We start from the raw sequence: 15,859 nt of genomic DNA on the forward strand, positions 1-15,859 counted from the left end.
TCCCCGGTCCTCTCCGCCCCCCGGCGCATGCAGCAGGCCCGCCCTGCCTCCTGTTAGACGCACGACGGGCCTGTCAGTTGCCCTCAACGGGTCAACTAGCGCACTTCACCTTGTCCGCTGTGGACTTCTCCACGTCCGCCGCCTTGGCCGGGGCGTTGAGCTTCACGCCGGCGCCCTTGAAGTCCTTGCCGAGGGTCAGGGTGATCGCGGGCACGCCCTGGGAGTTGTTCACGCTCTCGCCGGGCTTCAGCGCGGACCCGGGCAGGCCCATGATGTCGGCGAGGCGGCGGGCCTGGTCGGCCTGGTCGGGAGCGTACTCGAGGGTCGTCTTGGCCAGCTCGGCGGGTGCGTTGCCGACGTTCTCCGACTTGTCCACGCCCTCCTCGACCTGGAGGTACTGGAGGGTCTTCTGCGCACTGCCGGCGACGGCACCGCCGTTCATGATCCGCACCCGTACCTCGGAGGCCGCGGACTTGGTGCCCTTGAGCCGGGCGGCCTGGGCGTCCTTCTCCTTCTTCTCCTGCTGCTTGACCTCGGTCAAGGAGACGTCGTTCTCGATCATGTCGAACACCTGCGGCGCCTTGGACTTGTCGACGACGACCGTCGCCTTCACCGTCTCCGCCGGGTTGTCCACCACCGGCACCGTGGTGAAGCTGATGTTCTTCGTCGGCACCTTCTTCAGCTCAAGGGCGACGTCCTTGAGCGTGCTGACCCTGCCGATCGCCTGGTCCACGGTCAGCGCCTTCGTCGCGGCCTCGGCCAGGTTCAGCAGCTTCGAGGGACTCGTGAGGGTGTCGCTGGAGGACATCTTGCGCATCAGCGAGCCCAGGAACTGCTGCTGCACCTTGATCCGGTCGAGGTCGCCGCTGTTGCCGAAGCTCTTGCGCGTACGGACGAACGCGAGGGCCTGCTCGCCCTCGACCGTCGACTCGCCCGCGGGCAGGACGAGTTTGGACTCCTTGTCGTTGACCGGCTTCTCCACACACACGTCGACGCCTTCCACCGCCGTGGTCAGCGTCTTCACCGCGTTGAAGTCGGCCATCATGAAGTGGTCGACATCGATGCCGGTGTTCTCCTCCACCGTGAGCATGGTGCAGCCCGGGTCCCGACCGCCCTCCCCGAGGCTCCGGTTGAAGCGGACGCTCTGATTCCCTGGGATGACCTTCTCCGAGCCGTCCTCCAGCTTCGTCGGGCAGTCGGGGATGTTCACGATCAGGTCGCGCGGGATGCTCAGCGCGGTCGCGTTGGAGCGGTCCTTCGCGACGTGCAGCAGGATCGTGGTGTCGGCGTGCCCGGAACTGCCCTTGTCGCCGTAGCCCTCGTTGCCCTCGCCGGTGCGCTTGTCCGTACCGATGATGAGGACGCTGAAGGCCTCGTCCTTGCTGAAGTTGCTGGCACCCGCGTTGCCGACGTCGGTCGTCGACACGTTGCCCTCCAGGTGCTGGAGGTAGAAGTAGCCGGCCGCACTGACCCCGACCAGCACGAACGCCATCGTGCCGCCGGTCCACAGCAGCACCTTCTTCGCCTTGTTCGGCTTCTGCTGCACCGTCCGGCGCCCACCGCGGCGCCCCGGCGGCGGCTCCTCGGGAGCACCGCGCCGCCTGCGTTGCGGCGGAACCTCGGTACGGGTGCTGCGGGTCGCGCCCTCACGGGGAGCGGCCGAACGTGCGCCGGTCGAACGTGCGGTGGCGGTACGAGGAGCCGTCCGCGACTGCGCTGCGGATGGATTCAGTCGCAGTTCGTATTCGCCGGTGTTCGGATTGAGTACCCACTGGTCTGCGGGGTCCATCTGTTCCCCCCGCCCACGGCGTTGCGCGTCCACGGTTGTCCGATTCCTCCGTCGGGGCACGCGGCGCCTTCTCCCCCCGGAAGGCGCGCGGGTACTTGGTCATCACAGAAGCACTGGATCGCTCACACTATCCGCCCAGTTGAACGTCGGTGTGCGCTGAATGACAAATTCGACGTCCCTACATTTGGGCAATCCAGCCCAATTCCGTTCCGGGAATCTCTACCAGCGGTAGGGCGCGTACACGTTCATGCACTTACCGGCGTCCGAGCCGTTGAGCGCGTCCGCGTCACCGGGCAGGTCTCCGGCCTTCGGCGCCGGCCGCTTCGGATACGCCGTACCCGTACGCCAGTCGGCGCCCACGACGACCGTGACGCCGGATACGTCGGTGGACTGCCGCACCGAACTCCGCGGAATGTCCAGCGACTTGGCGACGCGCTGGGCATCGCCCGCCAGCTCGGCGCTCGGATAGCGCACGACGGTCCGCTCCTCGGCCAGCGCGCCCGAGGTGTCCGCCGCGGCCTTCGTGAAGCCCTTGCCCACGAGCGACTGGGCGATGGCGCCCGCGCGTCCGCTCACCGGGCCGAGGGCGCTGGAGCGCGTGGCGTTCTGCACCAGGACGCCGATCTCGCCGTCCGCCGCGGCCGGATCCCGGGACGCCTTCTCGGCCTTCTCCGCCTTCTTCGCGCCCGGCTTCCCGCCCTTGCCGTCGAACGGCACGTCGTCGCGGATCATCTCCCAGACCCGGTCGGCGTCGGTGCCGGCCGGGACCAGGTGGTTGGCGTCCTCCGGGTCCGCGGCCGTGGGCAGGGTCGTCATGGTGATGCGGTCCGTCGGCACCGTCTTCAGCTGCGCCCCCAGGTCGTACAGCTTCTTCACCGTGCCGATCTCCTCGGACACGTGCAGCGACTTGGTGGCCGCCTCCGCGAGGTCCGTCAGCCGGCCGGTGTCGGTGAAGACGTTCTGCGACTTGAGCGTGCGGATCATCGAGTTCATGTACATGTGCTGCGCCCTGGCCCGCAGCGGGTCGCTGCCCCAGGCGTGGCGGGTGCGCAGCCACTGGAGAGCCTGCTCGCCCTGGACCTTCGTCCGGCCGGCCCTCAGCTTCAGGCCGGAGCCGCCGGGCACGCCGGGCAGCGGGCGGTCCCACACGTTCTGCTCCACACACACCTCGACCCCGCCGATGGCGTCGGCCATCTTCACCACGCCCGCGAAGTCGATCGTCATCCAGTGGTCGACGTAGACCCCGGTGAGGTTCTGCCAGGTCGCCAGCGTGCAGCCCGCTCCGCCCCGGGCCAGCGAGGCGTTGATGATCGTGTTGACCGGCGGGTACGTCCGACCGGACTTCGGGTCGGTGCACTTGGGTATGTCGACCCGGGTGTCGCGCGGAATGCTCACCACGGAGGCGCTCTCGCGGTCCGCGGCCAGGTGGATGAGCATCTGCACATCGCCCCGCGGCGGAGTGCCGCGGTCCTTCCTGGCGCCGCCCAGCTTCACGTTCTCGTCGGAGTTACGGCTGTCGGAGCCGATCAGCAGGATGTTCAGGGGCGTCTGCCCGGCCGCGTTCGGAGCGGCCCGCCGCGCCTTGGAGTCGCCGCTGCTGCGCTGGCCCTTCTCGATGTTGCCGTTCAGGTGCTCGTAGTAGAGGTAACCGGCGCCGGCGGTTCCGAGGACCAGCAGGGAGAGGGTCGTCGCCGACCAGCGCAGGACTCGGCGTCCGCGGCGGGCCCGACGGCCTCTGCGGCGGTCCCCGCCGCCCGGCCCGGTGGATCTGCCCGGGGCCGGCTCACGCGGGACGGCACCCGGTTTCGTCCCCTCCCCATACACACCGCTGCTCCGCGCCATCTGCTTCCCCCACCCCCGTGTCACCGAAAAGGCCTGCCGTACGCCCTGTGAGACGTAGGACAGGCCCTTCAGGTCACTCGGCGCACTCGACCTTGTCCGCCGTGGACTTGTCCACGTCCGCCGGCGCCTTGGCCGGGGTGGTCTGGGAAGAGCCCGCGCCCTTGAAGTCCTTGCCGAGGGTCAGGGTCATCGCGGGGACGCCCTGGGCGTTCTCCACGCTCTCGCCGGGCTTCAGCGCGGACCCGGGCAGGCCCATGATGTCGGCGAGGCGGCGGGCCTGGTCGGCCTGGTCGGGGGCGTACTCGAGGGTCGTCTTCGCCAGCTCGGCGGGGGCGTTGCCGGCGTTCTCCGACTTGGTCACGCCCTCCTCGACCTGCAGCCAGCTGAGTGTCTCCTGGGCGCTGCCGGCGACGGCACCGCCATTCATGATCCGCACCCGCACCTCGGAGGCCGCGGACTTGGTGCCCTTGAGCCGGGCGGCCACCGCGGCGGCTTCCTTCTTCTTCTTGTCCTTGACCGCGGTGAAGGAGACGTCGTTCTTGATCATGTCGAAGACCTGCGGGGCCGACGACTCGTTGAGGACGACCGTGGTCGGGACCTTCTCCGCCGGGTTGTCGATCACCGGGGTGGTGGCGAACGTCAGGTTCTTGGTGTTGAGCTTGCCCAGCTCGAGACCGAGGTCCTTCAGCTTGCCGATGCTGGACAGCTGCGAGTCGACGGTCAGCGCCTTCGTGCCCGCCTCGGCCAGATCGAGCATCTTCGAGGGGCTGGTGAGCGTGTCGTTGTCCTTGAGCTTGCGCATCAGCGCGCTCAGGAACTGCTGCTGGAGCCCGATCCGGCTCAGGTCGCCGCCGAAGCCGACCGAGTGCCGGGTGCGCACGAAGGCCAGCGCCTGCTCGCCCTCGATGGTGTGGTTGCCCTTCGACAGCTTCAGGTGCGAGTCCGGGTCGTCGATGTCCTTGCCCAGACAGACCTCGACCCCGCCGACCGCGCTGGTCAGCGTCTTGACCGCGTTGAAGTCGGCGACCATGAAGTTGTCCGGCTTGACCCCGGTCAGCTCCGTCACGGTCCGCATGGTGCAGCTGGGGGTTCGCTCGTCCTGGCCGAGGCTGGTGTTGAAGCGGGTCTGCGGCGTGCCCGGGATGACCTTCTGCGACCCGTCCTCCTGCGTGGTCGGGCAGTCCGGGATGTCGACGATCAGGTCACGGGGGATGCTCAGCGCGGTCGCGTTGGAGCGGTCCTTGGAGACATGCAGCAGGATCGTGGTGTCGGCGTGCCCGACACTGCCCGCGTCGCCGTACTTCTCGTTGCCCGCGCCGGTGCGCTTGTCGGTGCCGATCAGCAGGATGTTGATGGCCTTGTCCTTCTCGAAGCCACCGGTGCTCGCGCCGTCGTCGGAGACCGACGCGATGTTGCTGTTCAGGTGCTCGATGTAGAAGTACGCGGCGCCCGCCCCGGCGACCAGCACGAACGCCATCACGCCGCCGGTCCACAGCAGGACCTTCTTGCCCTTCGCGGCCTTCTTGGCGGGCCGGCGCCCGCGCCGCCCCGGCAGTGGCTCCTCCGGAGCCGGAGCCCCGCGGCGCCTGCGCGGCGGCGGCACCGCACGACCGGGCGTCTCGGGCCTGGCGCGGCCGGGCGCCGCGGAACGGCCGAGCGGCTGCGTGGAGCCGAGCGCCGACGGGTCCGTATCGGAGGCCGGTGGTTTGCGGGGCCCGGGGACACCTGACTGCGGTGCGGAAGGGGGCAGTCGCATTTCGTATTCGCCGGTGTTCGGATTGAGCACCCACTGGTCGGCGGGATCGATGTCGTCCGCCCGCCCACGGCCTTGCGCGTCCACGGTTGTCTGTTTCCTCCGTCGGGGCACGCGGCGCCTTCCCCTCCAAGGCGCTCGGTCTCGGTCACACAGTGCGCGATCTCAGGACCGTCCTCAGAGCCGGGCGCACCGGGATCGCTCACACTAACCGCCCAGTTCAGCGTCGAGCGACGACGGTGACGAAGTCCACGTCCCTACACCTGGGCAATCCGCCCATTTCCCGGTGAAGAGCGCGTTACCTTGAGGCGGCCTTGGTGTCCGCTTTACTCGCAGGTGTCCTCGGCTGCCGTGTTTCCACGGAACGTGGGTGGAGGAGAAACGGTGACGACGGATTTCGTGAACGGACCCGGATGCGGATCCCCGTACGACCCGTCACGCGATTCGGTGGGCCTCAACGGGGCAGAACCGTGTGGAACGTCCCCCGCGACGACCACTGGCGAGTCCTTACGCAGCCGCTCGAACAGCTTCTCCGCCTCGGGCTCCACGAGTTGGTCGCGATTGGCGTCGTACGCATACGACTCCCGGGGGACGGTCAGAAATTGCACTTGTTCCATGGGGATGTCGCGCAGGCCGCGCACGAGTTCGTACAAACCGCGCAGGCTGGCAAGATCCGGGTCCGTTGTGAGAGAGGACGTGGCGGCGTCCAGCACGGGATACAGCTTCACCGGATTCAGCAGGACGTCATTGCTGCGCACCTTGTTGACGAGTGCGCCGAGGAATCGTTGCTGCCGCTCCATCCGCTCCGTGTCGCTGCCGTCGCCGAGGGACTTGCGGGCGCGGACGTAGCCGAGCGCCTGCTCGCCGTTGAGCGTGACGCGTCCTGCGGGCAGCCTCAGCTTGGCGGCCCGGTCGTCGACCGGCTCCCGCAGGCACACCTCGACACCGTCGACCGCGTCGACCATCTCCTTGAAGCCGTGGAAGTCCACGACGACGTGGTGATCGACACGGACGTCGGTGAGCTTCTCGACGGTCCGGATGGTGCAGGCCGAACCGCCCAGCGCGAAGGCCTGGTTGAACATGGCGAACCGCGGCGCGCTGCGGGACCCGTCCGGGCGCCGGCAGCCCGGCAGCTCCACCATCAGGTCCCGGGGCAGGGAGACGGCGGTGGCGCTGCTCCGGCCCGCGGACAGGTGCAGCAGGATCGTGGTGTCCGACCGTTCGGTCCCGGAGTCCCGGCCGTAGCGGGCGTTGTCGTCACCCTCGCGCGAGTCCGAGCCGATCAGCAGGATGTTCCGCGCGTCCCTGACCAGCGAGGTGGGCCGCTCCTTCTCGTACCGCGCGAGCTCGGCGGCCGCCGCCTCGTCGGGCGTGATGTTCCCGCTGAGCTTCGCGTACACGGCCCATCCGGCCCCGGCGGCCGCCACGACGAGGCCGGCGATCCCGAACGCCGTGCACCGCACCCACCGCCGCCGACGCCGCCGCGCCAGCCCCCGACCGCTGGCCGAGGCCCCCGCACCCGGCCCGAGCCTCGGCAAGGACCCACCACCGGTGTCGGCCACGACAGGGACCACCCCTCACGTCGTACGAACGTGCGCGCGCACTGCTCTTACGACTGTGGCGTGGATGGGCGGTGGGGGAGGGGTGGGGATGGGCCGAACGGGGGGCGCTGGCGGCCTGGCCGCGGGCAATCGTGCCGCTGAGGGCGGCACCCGTCCCAAAGAGAGCGGCACCCCCGCTACGCAGGGACGCGGACCCACCCACCTTCAGCGGAAACGCCCAGCACCAAGAAAAACGGCCTACCGGGCGAGCGCCGTAACCCGCTCACTCTCCACCCGCTTGTCCAGCACCTCGCCCCCCGCCAACTCCAGATTCCGGCACAGCACCACAGACCCTCCCGTGGCCAACGGCCCGTACAACCCCGCGTTCAGCCCTTCCCACGTGTCGTACGGCAACCCCGACAGAATCCGCGAGCCGGGCCCGGTCAGCCCCAGCTCCGTCGCCCCCGCCCGAGCCCGCTCCACAACCTCGGCCCCAGTGAACTCCCGCCCCGCCACGATCAGCGCCGGCTCCTCCGGATCCACGGGCGCGTACGGCACGAACCGGTCCCCCTGCCCCGGCACCTCCACCGCGTAGTCGACGAACCCCTCGGGGGCCTGCGGGAACCGCCCGCCGAGTGGCCGCAGCGCCATGGCGACCCGCGCCCCGGAACACGCCCGGGCCGCCTCCAGCCCGTCCGGCCCGCTCACCACGACATCGGCGGCCCGAGCGTCCCCGGACATGTCCGCGACCACACCGACCGACGCACAGGCGAGCAGCCACACCGCCGTCTGCCAGTGCGCGGGCAGCAGCAGCGCGACCCGGTCCCCGGGCTCGACGGACAGCTCGTCCTGGAGCAGGTTCGCGGTCTTGGCCACCCAATTGGCGAAGGTGGCCACGGACAGTTCGACACGTTCGCCCGTGGCGTCGTCGTAGAAGGTCACCAGGGGGCGTCCCGGATCCGCGGCGAGCGCGGAACCCAGCAGGTCGGCGGGGGTGCGATCGGTGGCGTTCACCCGCGCAAGGGTACGCGGCACGCCGGCCTCCACCCAACGGCCCGGCCACCGCCCCGCCCCGTGTTCACCACCGGTTCGGCCGAATTCCGGCCGACAGTCCGTCAACTCCCAAATGGACAGACTTATACGACTATGTCCAAGATCAGGGGCATGCGCGGATTCCTTGCTTCCTCGATCGGTGTCACCTGTGCGGCCGCTCTGGCCCTTCCCCTCACTCCGCCCGCCCTCGCGGCGACGGCGAGACCGGTGCCGACCACCGAGGTCGCCACGGCCGCGAGACCCGCGCCCCACGCGGGGACGCCGGACCCGACCCTGACCGACCGGCGCGCGGCCGAACCGTCCGCCGCCGGCAGCACCCAGTCCCTCCCCCTCGAACCCCTCACCCGCAACCGAGCCACCCCCTCCGCCTCCGCCTCGGCCGCCGCCGAACAGGGCCTGTCCCGCCGTGCCGTACGCCGCTTCTCCCTCGTCGGCGTCATCTGGGACGACCCCCATGCCGAACTGCACGGCCGCGTCCACGTCCGCACCCGCGCCGCCGGCACCGGCACCTGGTCGGGCTGGCAGGTCGTGGAGACCCACAACGCCGACCACGCGGCCGACCTGGACACCCCCGAGAGCACCTCGGGCCGCGTCCGCGGCGCCACGGCACCGCTGTGGGTGGGCGACTCCGACGGCGTGGAACTCCGGGTCCGCTCGGAACTCCAAGGCACCGGCGGCCGCAGCGTCGCGATCGCCGCGCCCTCGCTCCCCTCCGGCCTCCGTCTGGAACTCGTCGACCCCGGCGAGGGCGACGAGGCACTGCCCGGCGGCCCCGTGGACAGCCCCCGCACCGGCGGCCTGAACACCGAGACCTCCGCCGCCACCGACGCCTCCGCCGCCAACGCGGACCTCGCCCCCCTCGGCGCCACCGAGATCACGGCACTGAGCCGCGCGGCGACCGAGCGCGAGTTCTACACCCTCCGTGCCGGCGGTTCGGTGGATCGGCAGCGGGCGAAGCCGTACGTCGGCCCCCGCCCGCGGATCGTCACGCGGCGCGGCTGGGGCGCGAACGAGGGGCTGCGGGAGCGGAAGTTCGTCTACACGAAGAAGGTCAAGGCCGCCTTCGTGCACCACACCGCGAGCGGCAACAAGTACAACTGCTCGCAGTCCCCGTCACTCATCCGCAGTATCTACCGCTACCACGTCAAGAGCATGGGCTGGCGGGACGTCGGCTACAACTTCCTCATCGACAAGTGCGGAAAGATCTACGAGGGCCGCGCGGGCGGCGTGGCGAGGCCGGTCCTCGGCGCGCACACCCTTGGTTTCAACAGCAACAGCATGGGCATCGCCGTCCTCGGATCGTACGGATCCAAGAAGCCGTCGTCCGCCGCCGTCAAGGCCATCGCCCGCGTCACGGCGTGGAAGCTGGGCCTGTACCGGATGAATCCGCGGGGAAAGACCTACCTGAAGTCGGCTGGCAGCAATCTCCACCGCAAAGGTAAGAAGGTACGACTGAACGTGATCTCCGGTCACCGGGACGGCTTCAAGACGGCCTGCCCGGGACGGAAGCTCTACGGCAAGCTCGGCTCGGCCCGCTCCACGGCGGCCCGCTACCAGGGCCGCTGAGAACGGAGGGCCGGAATGCCGCACGGCCAGCGAAGGCGCCACGGAACGGTCTGCATACACTGACCGGCCGAAAGACAGTTCGGCCGGTCCCGGCAGGAAGCAGAGACGACACGTGACTGAAGCGATCCTCCTGGTCGGTGGCAAGGGCACCCGGCTGCGCCCGCTCACGGTGCACACGCCCAAGCCCATGGTCCCGGCGGCCGGGGTGCCCTTCCTCACGCACCAGCTGGCGAGAGCGAGAGCGGCGGGCGTCGAGCACATCGTCCTGGCCACGTCCTATCTGGCCGAGGTCTTCGAGCCGTACTTCGGTGACGGGTCCGCGCTGGGCCTGCACCTGGAGTACGTGACGGAGGAAGAGCCCCTCGGCACGGGCGGCGCCATCCGCAACGTCGCCTCCCGGCTGAGCTCCGGCCCCGACGACCCGGTCCTGATCTTCAACGGCGACATCCTGACGGGCCTGGACATCCGGGCCCTGGTGGACACCCACGAGTCGACGGGCGCGGACGTCTCCCTGCACCTCACGAAGGTCACGGACCCGCGTGCCTACGGTCTGGTCCCCACGGACGACACGGGCAGGGTCCTGGCGTTCCTGGAGAAGCCGCAGACCCCCGAGGAGATCGTCACCGACCAGATCAACGCGGGGGCGTACGTCTTCCGCCGCTCGGTCATCGACACGATCCCGCTGGGCCGGCCGGTGTCGGTGGAACGGGAGACCTTCCCCGACCTCCTCTCCGCCGGAGCCCACCTCCAGGGCATGGTCGACTCGACGTACTGGCTCGACCTCGGCACACCGGCCGCGTTCGTCCGGGGCTCGGCGGACCTGGTCCTCGGCCGGGCCCCGTCGCCCGCCGTTCCCGGCCGCTGCGGCGACCGCCTGGTGCTGCCGACGGCGACGGTCGCGGCCGACGCGAAGCTGTCGGGCGGCACGGTGGTGGGGGAGGGCGCCTTCGTCGCCGAGGGCGCGCGGGTCTTCGGCAGCACGATCATGCCGGGCGCCGTGATCGAACCCGGCGCGGTCGTCACCGACTCCCTCATAGGCGCCCGGGCCCGAGTCGGCGAACGCTCCGTCCTCACCGGCACGGTCATAGGCGACGGCGCGACCATCGGCCCCGACAACGAACTCCTGGAGGGCACCCGCATCTGGTGCGACGCCCAGATCCCAGCGGGAGCGGTCCGCTTCTCGTCGGACCAGTAGATCCCCGCCGCGCTCCGCGCGCCGGCCGCCCCAGCTGCGGGCATGCGTGCCGCTAGGGGCGGCACGGGTGGGCGCAGCGGCGCCCCGCTCCGCCGGGCTGCGCACCCACCCGCCCTCAGCACCGACGCAGGGCACCGAGCAACGGGCAGTGCATCACAACCCCCCGATATCCCACCGAGGCATCTTCGGCGCCCTACGCCCCGGCACCCTCCCACTCAGCAATACCAACCGAGCCGCCCGATGCCGCTGCCCCGCATACGGCTCCAACAACTCCAGCATCACGGAGTCATCCGCATCCCGATCCCCGGCCAACGCCCACCCCACGATCCGCGGCAGATGCAGATCCCCCACCGTCACCTCATCCGCCGCCCCATGACTCCGCTGCACCGTCTCCGCCGACGTCCACGGCCCGATCCCCGGCACCAACTCCAGCCGTGCCCGAGCCGCCCCCGGCTCCATCCCGGCCGCCTCCTCCAACCGCCCGGCCACCCGAACCGCACGCAGGATCGTCGACGCCCGCTTGTTGTCGACCCCGGCCCGATGCCACTCCCACGACGGAATCAACGCCCACGTCCGAGGCCCCGGCATCACATGCATCGGCCCGGGCACGGGCCCCGGCGCCGGCTCCCCGAACTTCCGCACCAGCAACCGCCACGCCCGATACGCCTCATCGGTCGTGACCTTCTGCTCGAGAATCGACGGAATCAGCGACTCCAGCACCAGCCCGCTCCGCGTCAGCCGCAGCCCCGGCCGCCGATGCCGGGTCAACGCCACCAGCCGGTGCCGCGGCACGAACGCGGACGGATCATCGGCGGCCCCGAGCAGCTCGGGCAACCGCTCCAGCAGCCACTCGGCCCCGGGCCCCCAGGCCTCCCCGCGCACCCCGCCGCCGGACGCGCGCACCCGTAGCGTGCCGGGCCCGGCGGGCGTGAGAGCGGTCCGCCACACCGACCCGTCCGGCGTCGCCCGGAACGTCGGATCACCCGGCCCGCGCCGCAGCGGCCCGAGCACCAGCCCGAGATCCAGCGGCCCGTCCGGCACCCAGTCGCGCACCCGCCCCGGCGCCGCCGCCTGCCGGGGCACGCCCCCGCCCACGGCGACATGCCCGCCGCGCACCGTCGTACGCGTGGGCCGGGGAGTGAACCGTCCTGCCATGAACAAGGCCCCTGAACGAAGTCGCCGGTATGACTCACCGGGAGGGATGAGAGGAGCAGCCCTACGAGCGTAGACGCCGCCCCGCGCCGGTCACCGCACCTCGATGAACGTCCCCGCGTCCCGCTCCGGCCGCGGTCGCGGTTCCTCAGCGGGATGCCCGACCGCCACGGCGCCCATCGGGTCCCAGTCCGCCGGCAGCCCCAGCACCTCGCGCACCACGTCCCGGCAGAACATCGTCGACGACACCCACGCGGACCCCAGCCGCTCCCCGGCCAGCGCGACCAGGAAGTTCTGCACGCCGGCGCCCGCGGCGACGACGAACATCTCCCGCTCGGCCCCGTCACGCCGTACGTCGCCATACGTGTGCGAGCCGTCCATGACCAGGCAGGGCACGACCAGATACGGCGCGTTCCGCAGGACGTCCCCGCGCCGCACCCGCTTGGCGATGGACTCCTCCGTCTTGCCGTCCCGCCGCAGATCGGCGATCCAGGCGTCCCGCATGGCGTCGAGCAGCCGCGTCCGCGACTCCTCGGACTCCAGCAGCACGAACCGCCACGGAGTGGTGTGGTGCGGCGCCGGAGCCGTCACGGCAGCGGCCACCGCCCGCCGTACGGCACCGGGGTCGACGGGCTCGTCCGTGAAGGCCCGGACCGTACGCCGCTGGGTCACCGCCAGCCGTACCGCCTCCGACGTGCCGAGCCGGAACATGTCGTCGCGCGCGCCGCGCACCATGGCCCGCGCCCCCTCGCCGTCGTCGTCCCTGGCGACCAGGTCCGGGAGCCCGCGCACGACGGCCACGGGCAGCCCGGCGGCCTTGCCCTTGACCAGGTCGCCCGCGGAGGCGAGTTCGTCGGCCGTGGCGACGACGGTGGCGCTGAGCGGATTGCCGTGCGCGTCGGTGCCCCCGCGCAGATCGTCGAGTACGCGCACCCCGGCGGCGCCGATCGCGACATCCGTGAGCCCCGCGCGCCAGGGCCGGCCGAACGTGTCGGTGACGACGACACCGACCTCGACGCCGAGGGCGTCGCGCACTCCGTCACGGATCGCGCGGGCGGACGCGTCCGGGTCCTCGGGCAGCAACAGCACGGTCCCGGAGGGGGTGTTGGACGCGTCGACCCCGGCCGCGGCCATGATCAGGCCCTGCCGGTTCTCGACGATCCGGAGGGCACCGCGCCGGGCCACCACCCGTACCGTCTCCGCGTCGATGGCCGTCTCCCGGTCGGCGGCCCGGACGATCCGGCCCTCCGCCTTGGACACGATCTTCGAGGTGACGAGCAGCACGTCCCCGTCGGCCAGACCGGGCTCGGCGGCCGCGATCAGCTTGGCCAGATCGTCCCCGGCGGCGACCTCGGGCAGCCCGGCCACGGCCCAGACCCGGTACCCCTCGGCACCCTCGCCGCTCACGCGCCCCGCACCTCCTCCGCCAGCGCCAGCGCCTCCTGGGCCATCTGCGCGGTCGCGTCGGTGCCGGTCATCATCAGCGGCACGGCCCGGCAGCGCACCCCGGCCGCCTCGACCTGCTCCACCGCGCCCGCGTCCACCGTGTCCACGAGCCAGCCGTCCAGCAGGCCCGAGCCGTAGTGCTCGGCCACCGCCGCCGCGGTCGACTCGACGCCCACGGCGGCCAGCACCTTGTCGGCCATGCCCCGCACGGGCGCGTCACCGACGATGGGGGACAGGCCGATCACCGGCACCCCGGCGTCGGCGATCGCCTCCCGGATGCCGGGCACGGCGAGGATCGTGCCGATCGACACGACCGGGTTGGACGGCGGGAAGAGGATCACGTCCGCCTCGGCGATGGCCTCCAGGACACCCGGAGCGGGCTTCGCCTGGTCGGCGCCCACCGGCACGATCGCCTCGGCGGGCACCGAGGCGCGCAGCCGCACCCAGTACTCCTGGAAGTGGATCGCCTTGCGCTCGCCGTCGACCTCGACCGCCACATGGGTCTCCACGCGGTCGTCGGACATCGGGATCAGCCGCACGCCCGGCTTCCAGCGCTCGCACAGCGCCTCCGTCACCGCGCTCAGCGGGAACCCGGCGCCGATCATCTGCGTCCGCACGATGTGCGTGGCGAAGTCCCGGTCGCCCAGACCGAACCACTCGGGCCCGACGCCGTACGCCGCGAGCTCCTCCTTGAGGTGGAAGGTCTCGTCGGCACGCCCCCAGCCCTGCTCCTCGTTGATGCCGCCGCCGAGCGTGTACATCACCGTGTCGAGGTCCGGGCAGACCTTCAGCCCGAAGAGGTGGATGTCGTCCCCGGTGTTGCCGATGACCGTGATGTCCGCGTCCGGGACGGCCCGCTTCAGACCACGCAGGAACCGGGCACCACCGATGCCGCCTGCCAGAACCACAATGCGCATGGGAGCCAGTCTTGCAGGCCCCTACGACAACGGGTCGGCGGCTACGACAACCGGTCAGGCAGTGAGGGCGCCCGGCTCGGTACGGGCCGCCTCGCAGTGCGGAGAGGTGTGCATCGGCATCTGCGTCAGCCCCGGGTAGTAGACGTGCAAACTCACCGCCGACTCGAGTGCGTCATTCACTACCTCGTGTACATACCCCGGCGCGAACACGCGCTGCGCGCCCGTCCGCAACGCGCGTGTGCCCCGCTCCGTGCGCTCCGTCAGCGTGCCGTCCAGCACGGTCAGCACACCGGAGGAGCGGCCGTGGTCGTGCAGCCCGCTGCCCTGCCCGGGCACCCAGGACAGCAGCCACACCTCGTAGCCCGGGCCGGTGCGCAGCCGGTGGTACCAGCGGCTGGCCGCGTCGTAGCGGACGAGGTGCTCCCACTGGGAGCGGTCGGCGGCGATGGAGCGGGCGAGTCCGGCGAACTCGGCGACGGTGGCCGGGTGTTCGCGTTCCAGCTGGAGCAGGTGCGGGACTTCGAGGATGTCGCCGGCGATCTGGAGGTCGCTGTCGCTGTTCATGGGTGCGGTGGTTCCTCAGTGAAAGTGGGTCAGAGGGAACGGGAGCCGAGGGACTGGTGGCCCGGCCTTCAGCTGGAGCGGGTGTGGCTCAACAGCTGGAACAGCAACAGCTACGGCGAGCGCGGGCAGCACCATGGGACCCGGCGGTGCGGGTCGAGGTGAGTGCCAAGTTCGCGAGCATGCCCACTAGGACACCGGGTCACACCTCCACTGTCAACTCGGCACCCGGTATGTGGGACGAGGTTCACCTCATCCGGTCGTTCGCTCAGATGAAAGGTTTGTTCATCTCCCGGCCGGGACACATGGCGTCCATCCGGGCACACAAACCTCGTTGCGCACTCGTGATCAGACTGTGATCAGATTCGCTTCGACGTGCGTGCCGGAACGAGATCGAACTCCTGGGCGTCCTTCCTCGTACAGGTCCGTACGGGGCCCGGGTGACGGTGGGGCCTCTCGTGGGCTCCGTCTGCGTGTCAAGGTTTATGCCGATTTGAACACTTTCCGCATGGCCTTGGTTCCGCAGAGTGAATAAGGGGCTCAATAGCAGATCTCGGCTTGACTCGCCCGGAGCAGCACACTTGTAATTTCACTCGTGTCGTTCAGCCGCAATCGGTAACGGCTACATCACGGGGACGCGGAAAAGAACAGACGAGGGGCGCACATGACCGAGCTGGTGCAGCAACTGCTGGTCGACGACGCGGACGAGGAACTCGGCTGGCAGGAGCGCGCGCTGTGCGCCCAGACCGACCCCGAGTCCTTCTTCCCCGAGAAGGGCGGCTCGACCCGGGAGGCCAAGAAGGTCTGTCTCTCCTGCGAGGTCCGCTCCGAGTGCCTCGAGTACGCCCTCGCCAACGACGAGCGCTTCGGCATCTGGGGCGGCCTGTCCGAGCGGGAGCGCCGCCGGCTGAAGAAGGCCGCGGTCTGACCGGACCCCTGGTGCGTGAACGGCCCGTCGCCGGTGGGTTGTCCACAGGCGGCGGGCCGCCTCGCCCGCCCGTCTCCCGGCCCCACCCCTCATCGAGGCGCTGCGCGCCGCCCCTG

The 15,859-nt window shown here is 70.7% G+C and carries 12 protein-coding genes; 3 read left to right on the forward strand and 9 right to left on the reverse strand.

From position 1 onward, the window contains the following. Window positions 1-91: 91 nt before the first annotated feature. The 5 genes from ACZ58V_RS31675 to ACZ58V_RS31695 form a co-directional block, all read right to left on the reverse strand. The gene (locus tag ACZ58V_RS31675) at window positions 92-1,822 is read right to left on the reverse strand and encodes an LCP family protein (RefSeq protein WP_471294259.1); all 1,731 of its coding nucleotides are present in this window, start codon (window positions 1,820-1,822) and stop codon (window positions 92-94) included. Window positions 1,823-2,008: 186 nt separating this feature from the next. Then, the gene (locus ACZ58V_RS31680) at window positions 2,009-3,631 is read right to left on the reverse strand and encodes an LCP family protein (protein WP_468197567.1); all 1,623 of its coding nucleotides are present in this window, start codon (window positions 3,629-3,631) and stop codon (window positions 2,009-2,011) included. A gap of 73 nt (window positions 3,632-3,704) precedes the next feature. Next, window positions 3,705-5,471 (reverse strand): LCP family protein, encoded by a 1,767-nt coding sequence (locus ACZ58V_RS31685; protein ID WP_468197564.1) that lies wholly within the window; start codon window positions 5,469-5,471, stop codon window positions 3,705-3,707. 239 nt (window positions 5,472-5,710) lie between these two features. Next, entirely contained in the window at window positions 5,711-6,946 is a 1,236-nt protein-coding gene (locus ACZ58V_RS31690) for an LCP family protein (protein ID WP_468197562.1), read from the reverse strand. A gap of 237 nt (window positions 6,947-7,183) precedes the next feature. Then, window positions 7,184-7,939 (reverse strand): TIGR03089 family protein, encoded by a 756-nt coding sequence (locus ACZ58V_RS31695; protein ID WP_468197560.1) that lies wholly within the window; start codon window positions 7,937-7,939, stop codon window positions 7,184-7,186. Between the two features lie 150 nt (window positions 7,940-8,089). Here ACZ58V_RS31695 and ACZ58V_RS31700 point away from each other — a divergent pair, with 150 nt between their 5' ends. Together ACZ58V_RS31700 and manB are read left to right on the forward strand one after the other, a co-directional pair. Next, the gene (locus ACZ58V_RS31700) at window positions 8,090-9,544 is read left to right on the forward strand and encodes a peptidoglycan recognition protein family protein (protein WP_468197558.1); all 1,455 of its coding nucleotides are present in this window, start codon (window positions 8,090-8,092) and stop codon (window positions 9,542-9,544) included. 112 nt (window positions 9,545-9,656) lie between these two features. Then, window positions 9,657-10,739 (forward strand): mannose-1-phosphate guanylyltransferase, encoded by a 1,083-nt coding sequence (manB, locus tag ACZ58V_RS31705; RefSeq protein WP_468197555.1) that lies wholly within the window; start codon window positions 9,657-9,659, stop codon window positions 10,737-10,739. Between the two features lie 153 nt (window positions 10,740-10,892). Here the strand turns inward: manB and ACZ58V_RS31710 are convergent, their stop codons facing one another. From ACZ58V_RS31710 to ACZ58V_RS31725, 4 genes are all read right to left on the reverse strand, one after another. Next, window positions 10,893-11,894, reverse strand: coding sequence for a DNA-3-methyladenine glycosylase family protein (locus ACZ58V_RS31710; RefSeq protein WP_468197553.1), 1,002 nt, complete (start codon window positions 11,892-11,894; stop codon window positions 10,893-10,895). 90 nt (window positions 11,895-11,984) lie between these two features. Next, window positions 11,985-13,298: a coenzyme F420-0:L-glutamate ligase gene (locus tag ACZ58V_RS31715; RefSeq protein ID WP_468197551.1), complete on the reverse strand. Its 1,314-nt coding sequence runs from the start codon at window positions 13,296-13,298 to the stop codon at window positions 11,985-11,987. Then, window positions 13,295-14,254 (reverse strand): 2-phospho-L-lactate transferase, encoded by a 960-nt coding sequence (gene cofD / locus ACZ58V_RS31720; RefSeq protein ID WP_468197549.1) that lies wholly within the window; start codon window positions 14,252-14,254, stop codon window positions 13,295-13,297. The genes ACZ58V_RS31715 and cofD overlap by 4 nt, the downstream gene beginning before the upstream one ends. Before the next feature lie 54 nt (window positions 14,255-14,308). After that, a complete protein-coding gene (locus ACZ58V_RS31725; protein WP_468197547.1) occupies window positions 14,309-14,818 on the reverse strand; it encodes a cysteine dioxygenase in 510 nt (169 codons plus the stop codon). Between the two features lie 661 nt (window positions 14,819-15,479). On the opposite strand from ACZ58V_RS31725, the gene ACZ58V_RS31730 reads away from it, so the two are divergent. Then, entirely contained in the window at window positions 15,480-15,743 is a 264-nt protein-coding gene (locus ACZ58V_RS31730) for a WhiB family transcriptional regulator (RefSeq protein WP_003990679.1), read from the forward strand. Window positions 15,744-15,859: the final 116 nt, after the last annotated feature.

Source organism: Streptomyces sp. NPDC040589 (assembly GCF_055594445.1).

Coding starts and splice junctions, on each gene's coding strand:
- ACZ58V_RS31680 (WP_468197567.1), bottom strand. CDS start 3,631: ATGGCGCGGAGCAGCGGTGTGTATGGGGAGGGGACGAAACCGGGTGCC.
- ACZ58V_RS31710 (WP_468197553.1), bottom strand. CDS start 11,894: ATGGCAGGACGGTTCACTCCCCGGCCCACGCGTACGACGGTGCGCGGC.
- ACZ58V_RS31725 (WP_468197547.1), bottom strand. CDS start 14,818: ATGAACAGCGACAGCGACCTCCAGATCGCCGGCGACATCCTCGAAGTC.
- ACZ58V_RS31730 (WP_003990679.1), top strand. CDS start 15,480: ATGACCGAGCTGGTGCAGCAACTGCTGGTCGACGACGCGGACGAGGAA.
- cofD (WP_468197549.1), bottom strand. CDS start 14,254: ATGCGCATTGTGGTTCTGGCAGGCGGCATCGGTGGTGCCCGGTTCCTG.
- ACZ58V_RS31700 (WP_468197558.1), top strand. CDS start 8,090: ATGCGCGGATTCCTTGCTTCCTCGATCGGTGTCACCTGTGCGGCCGCT.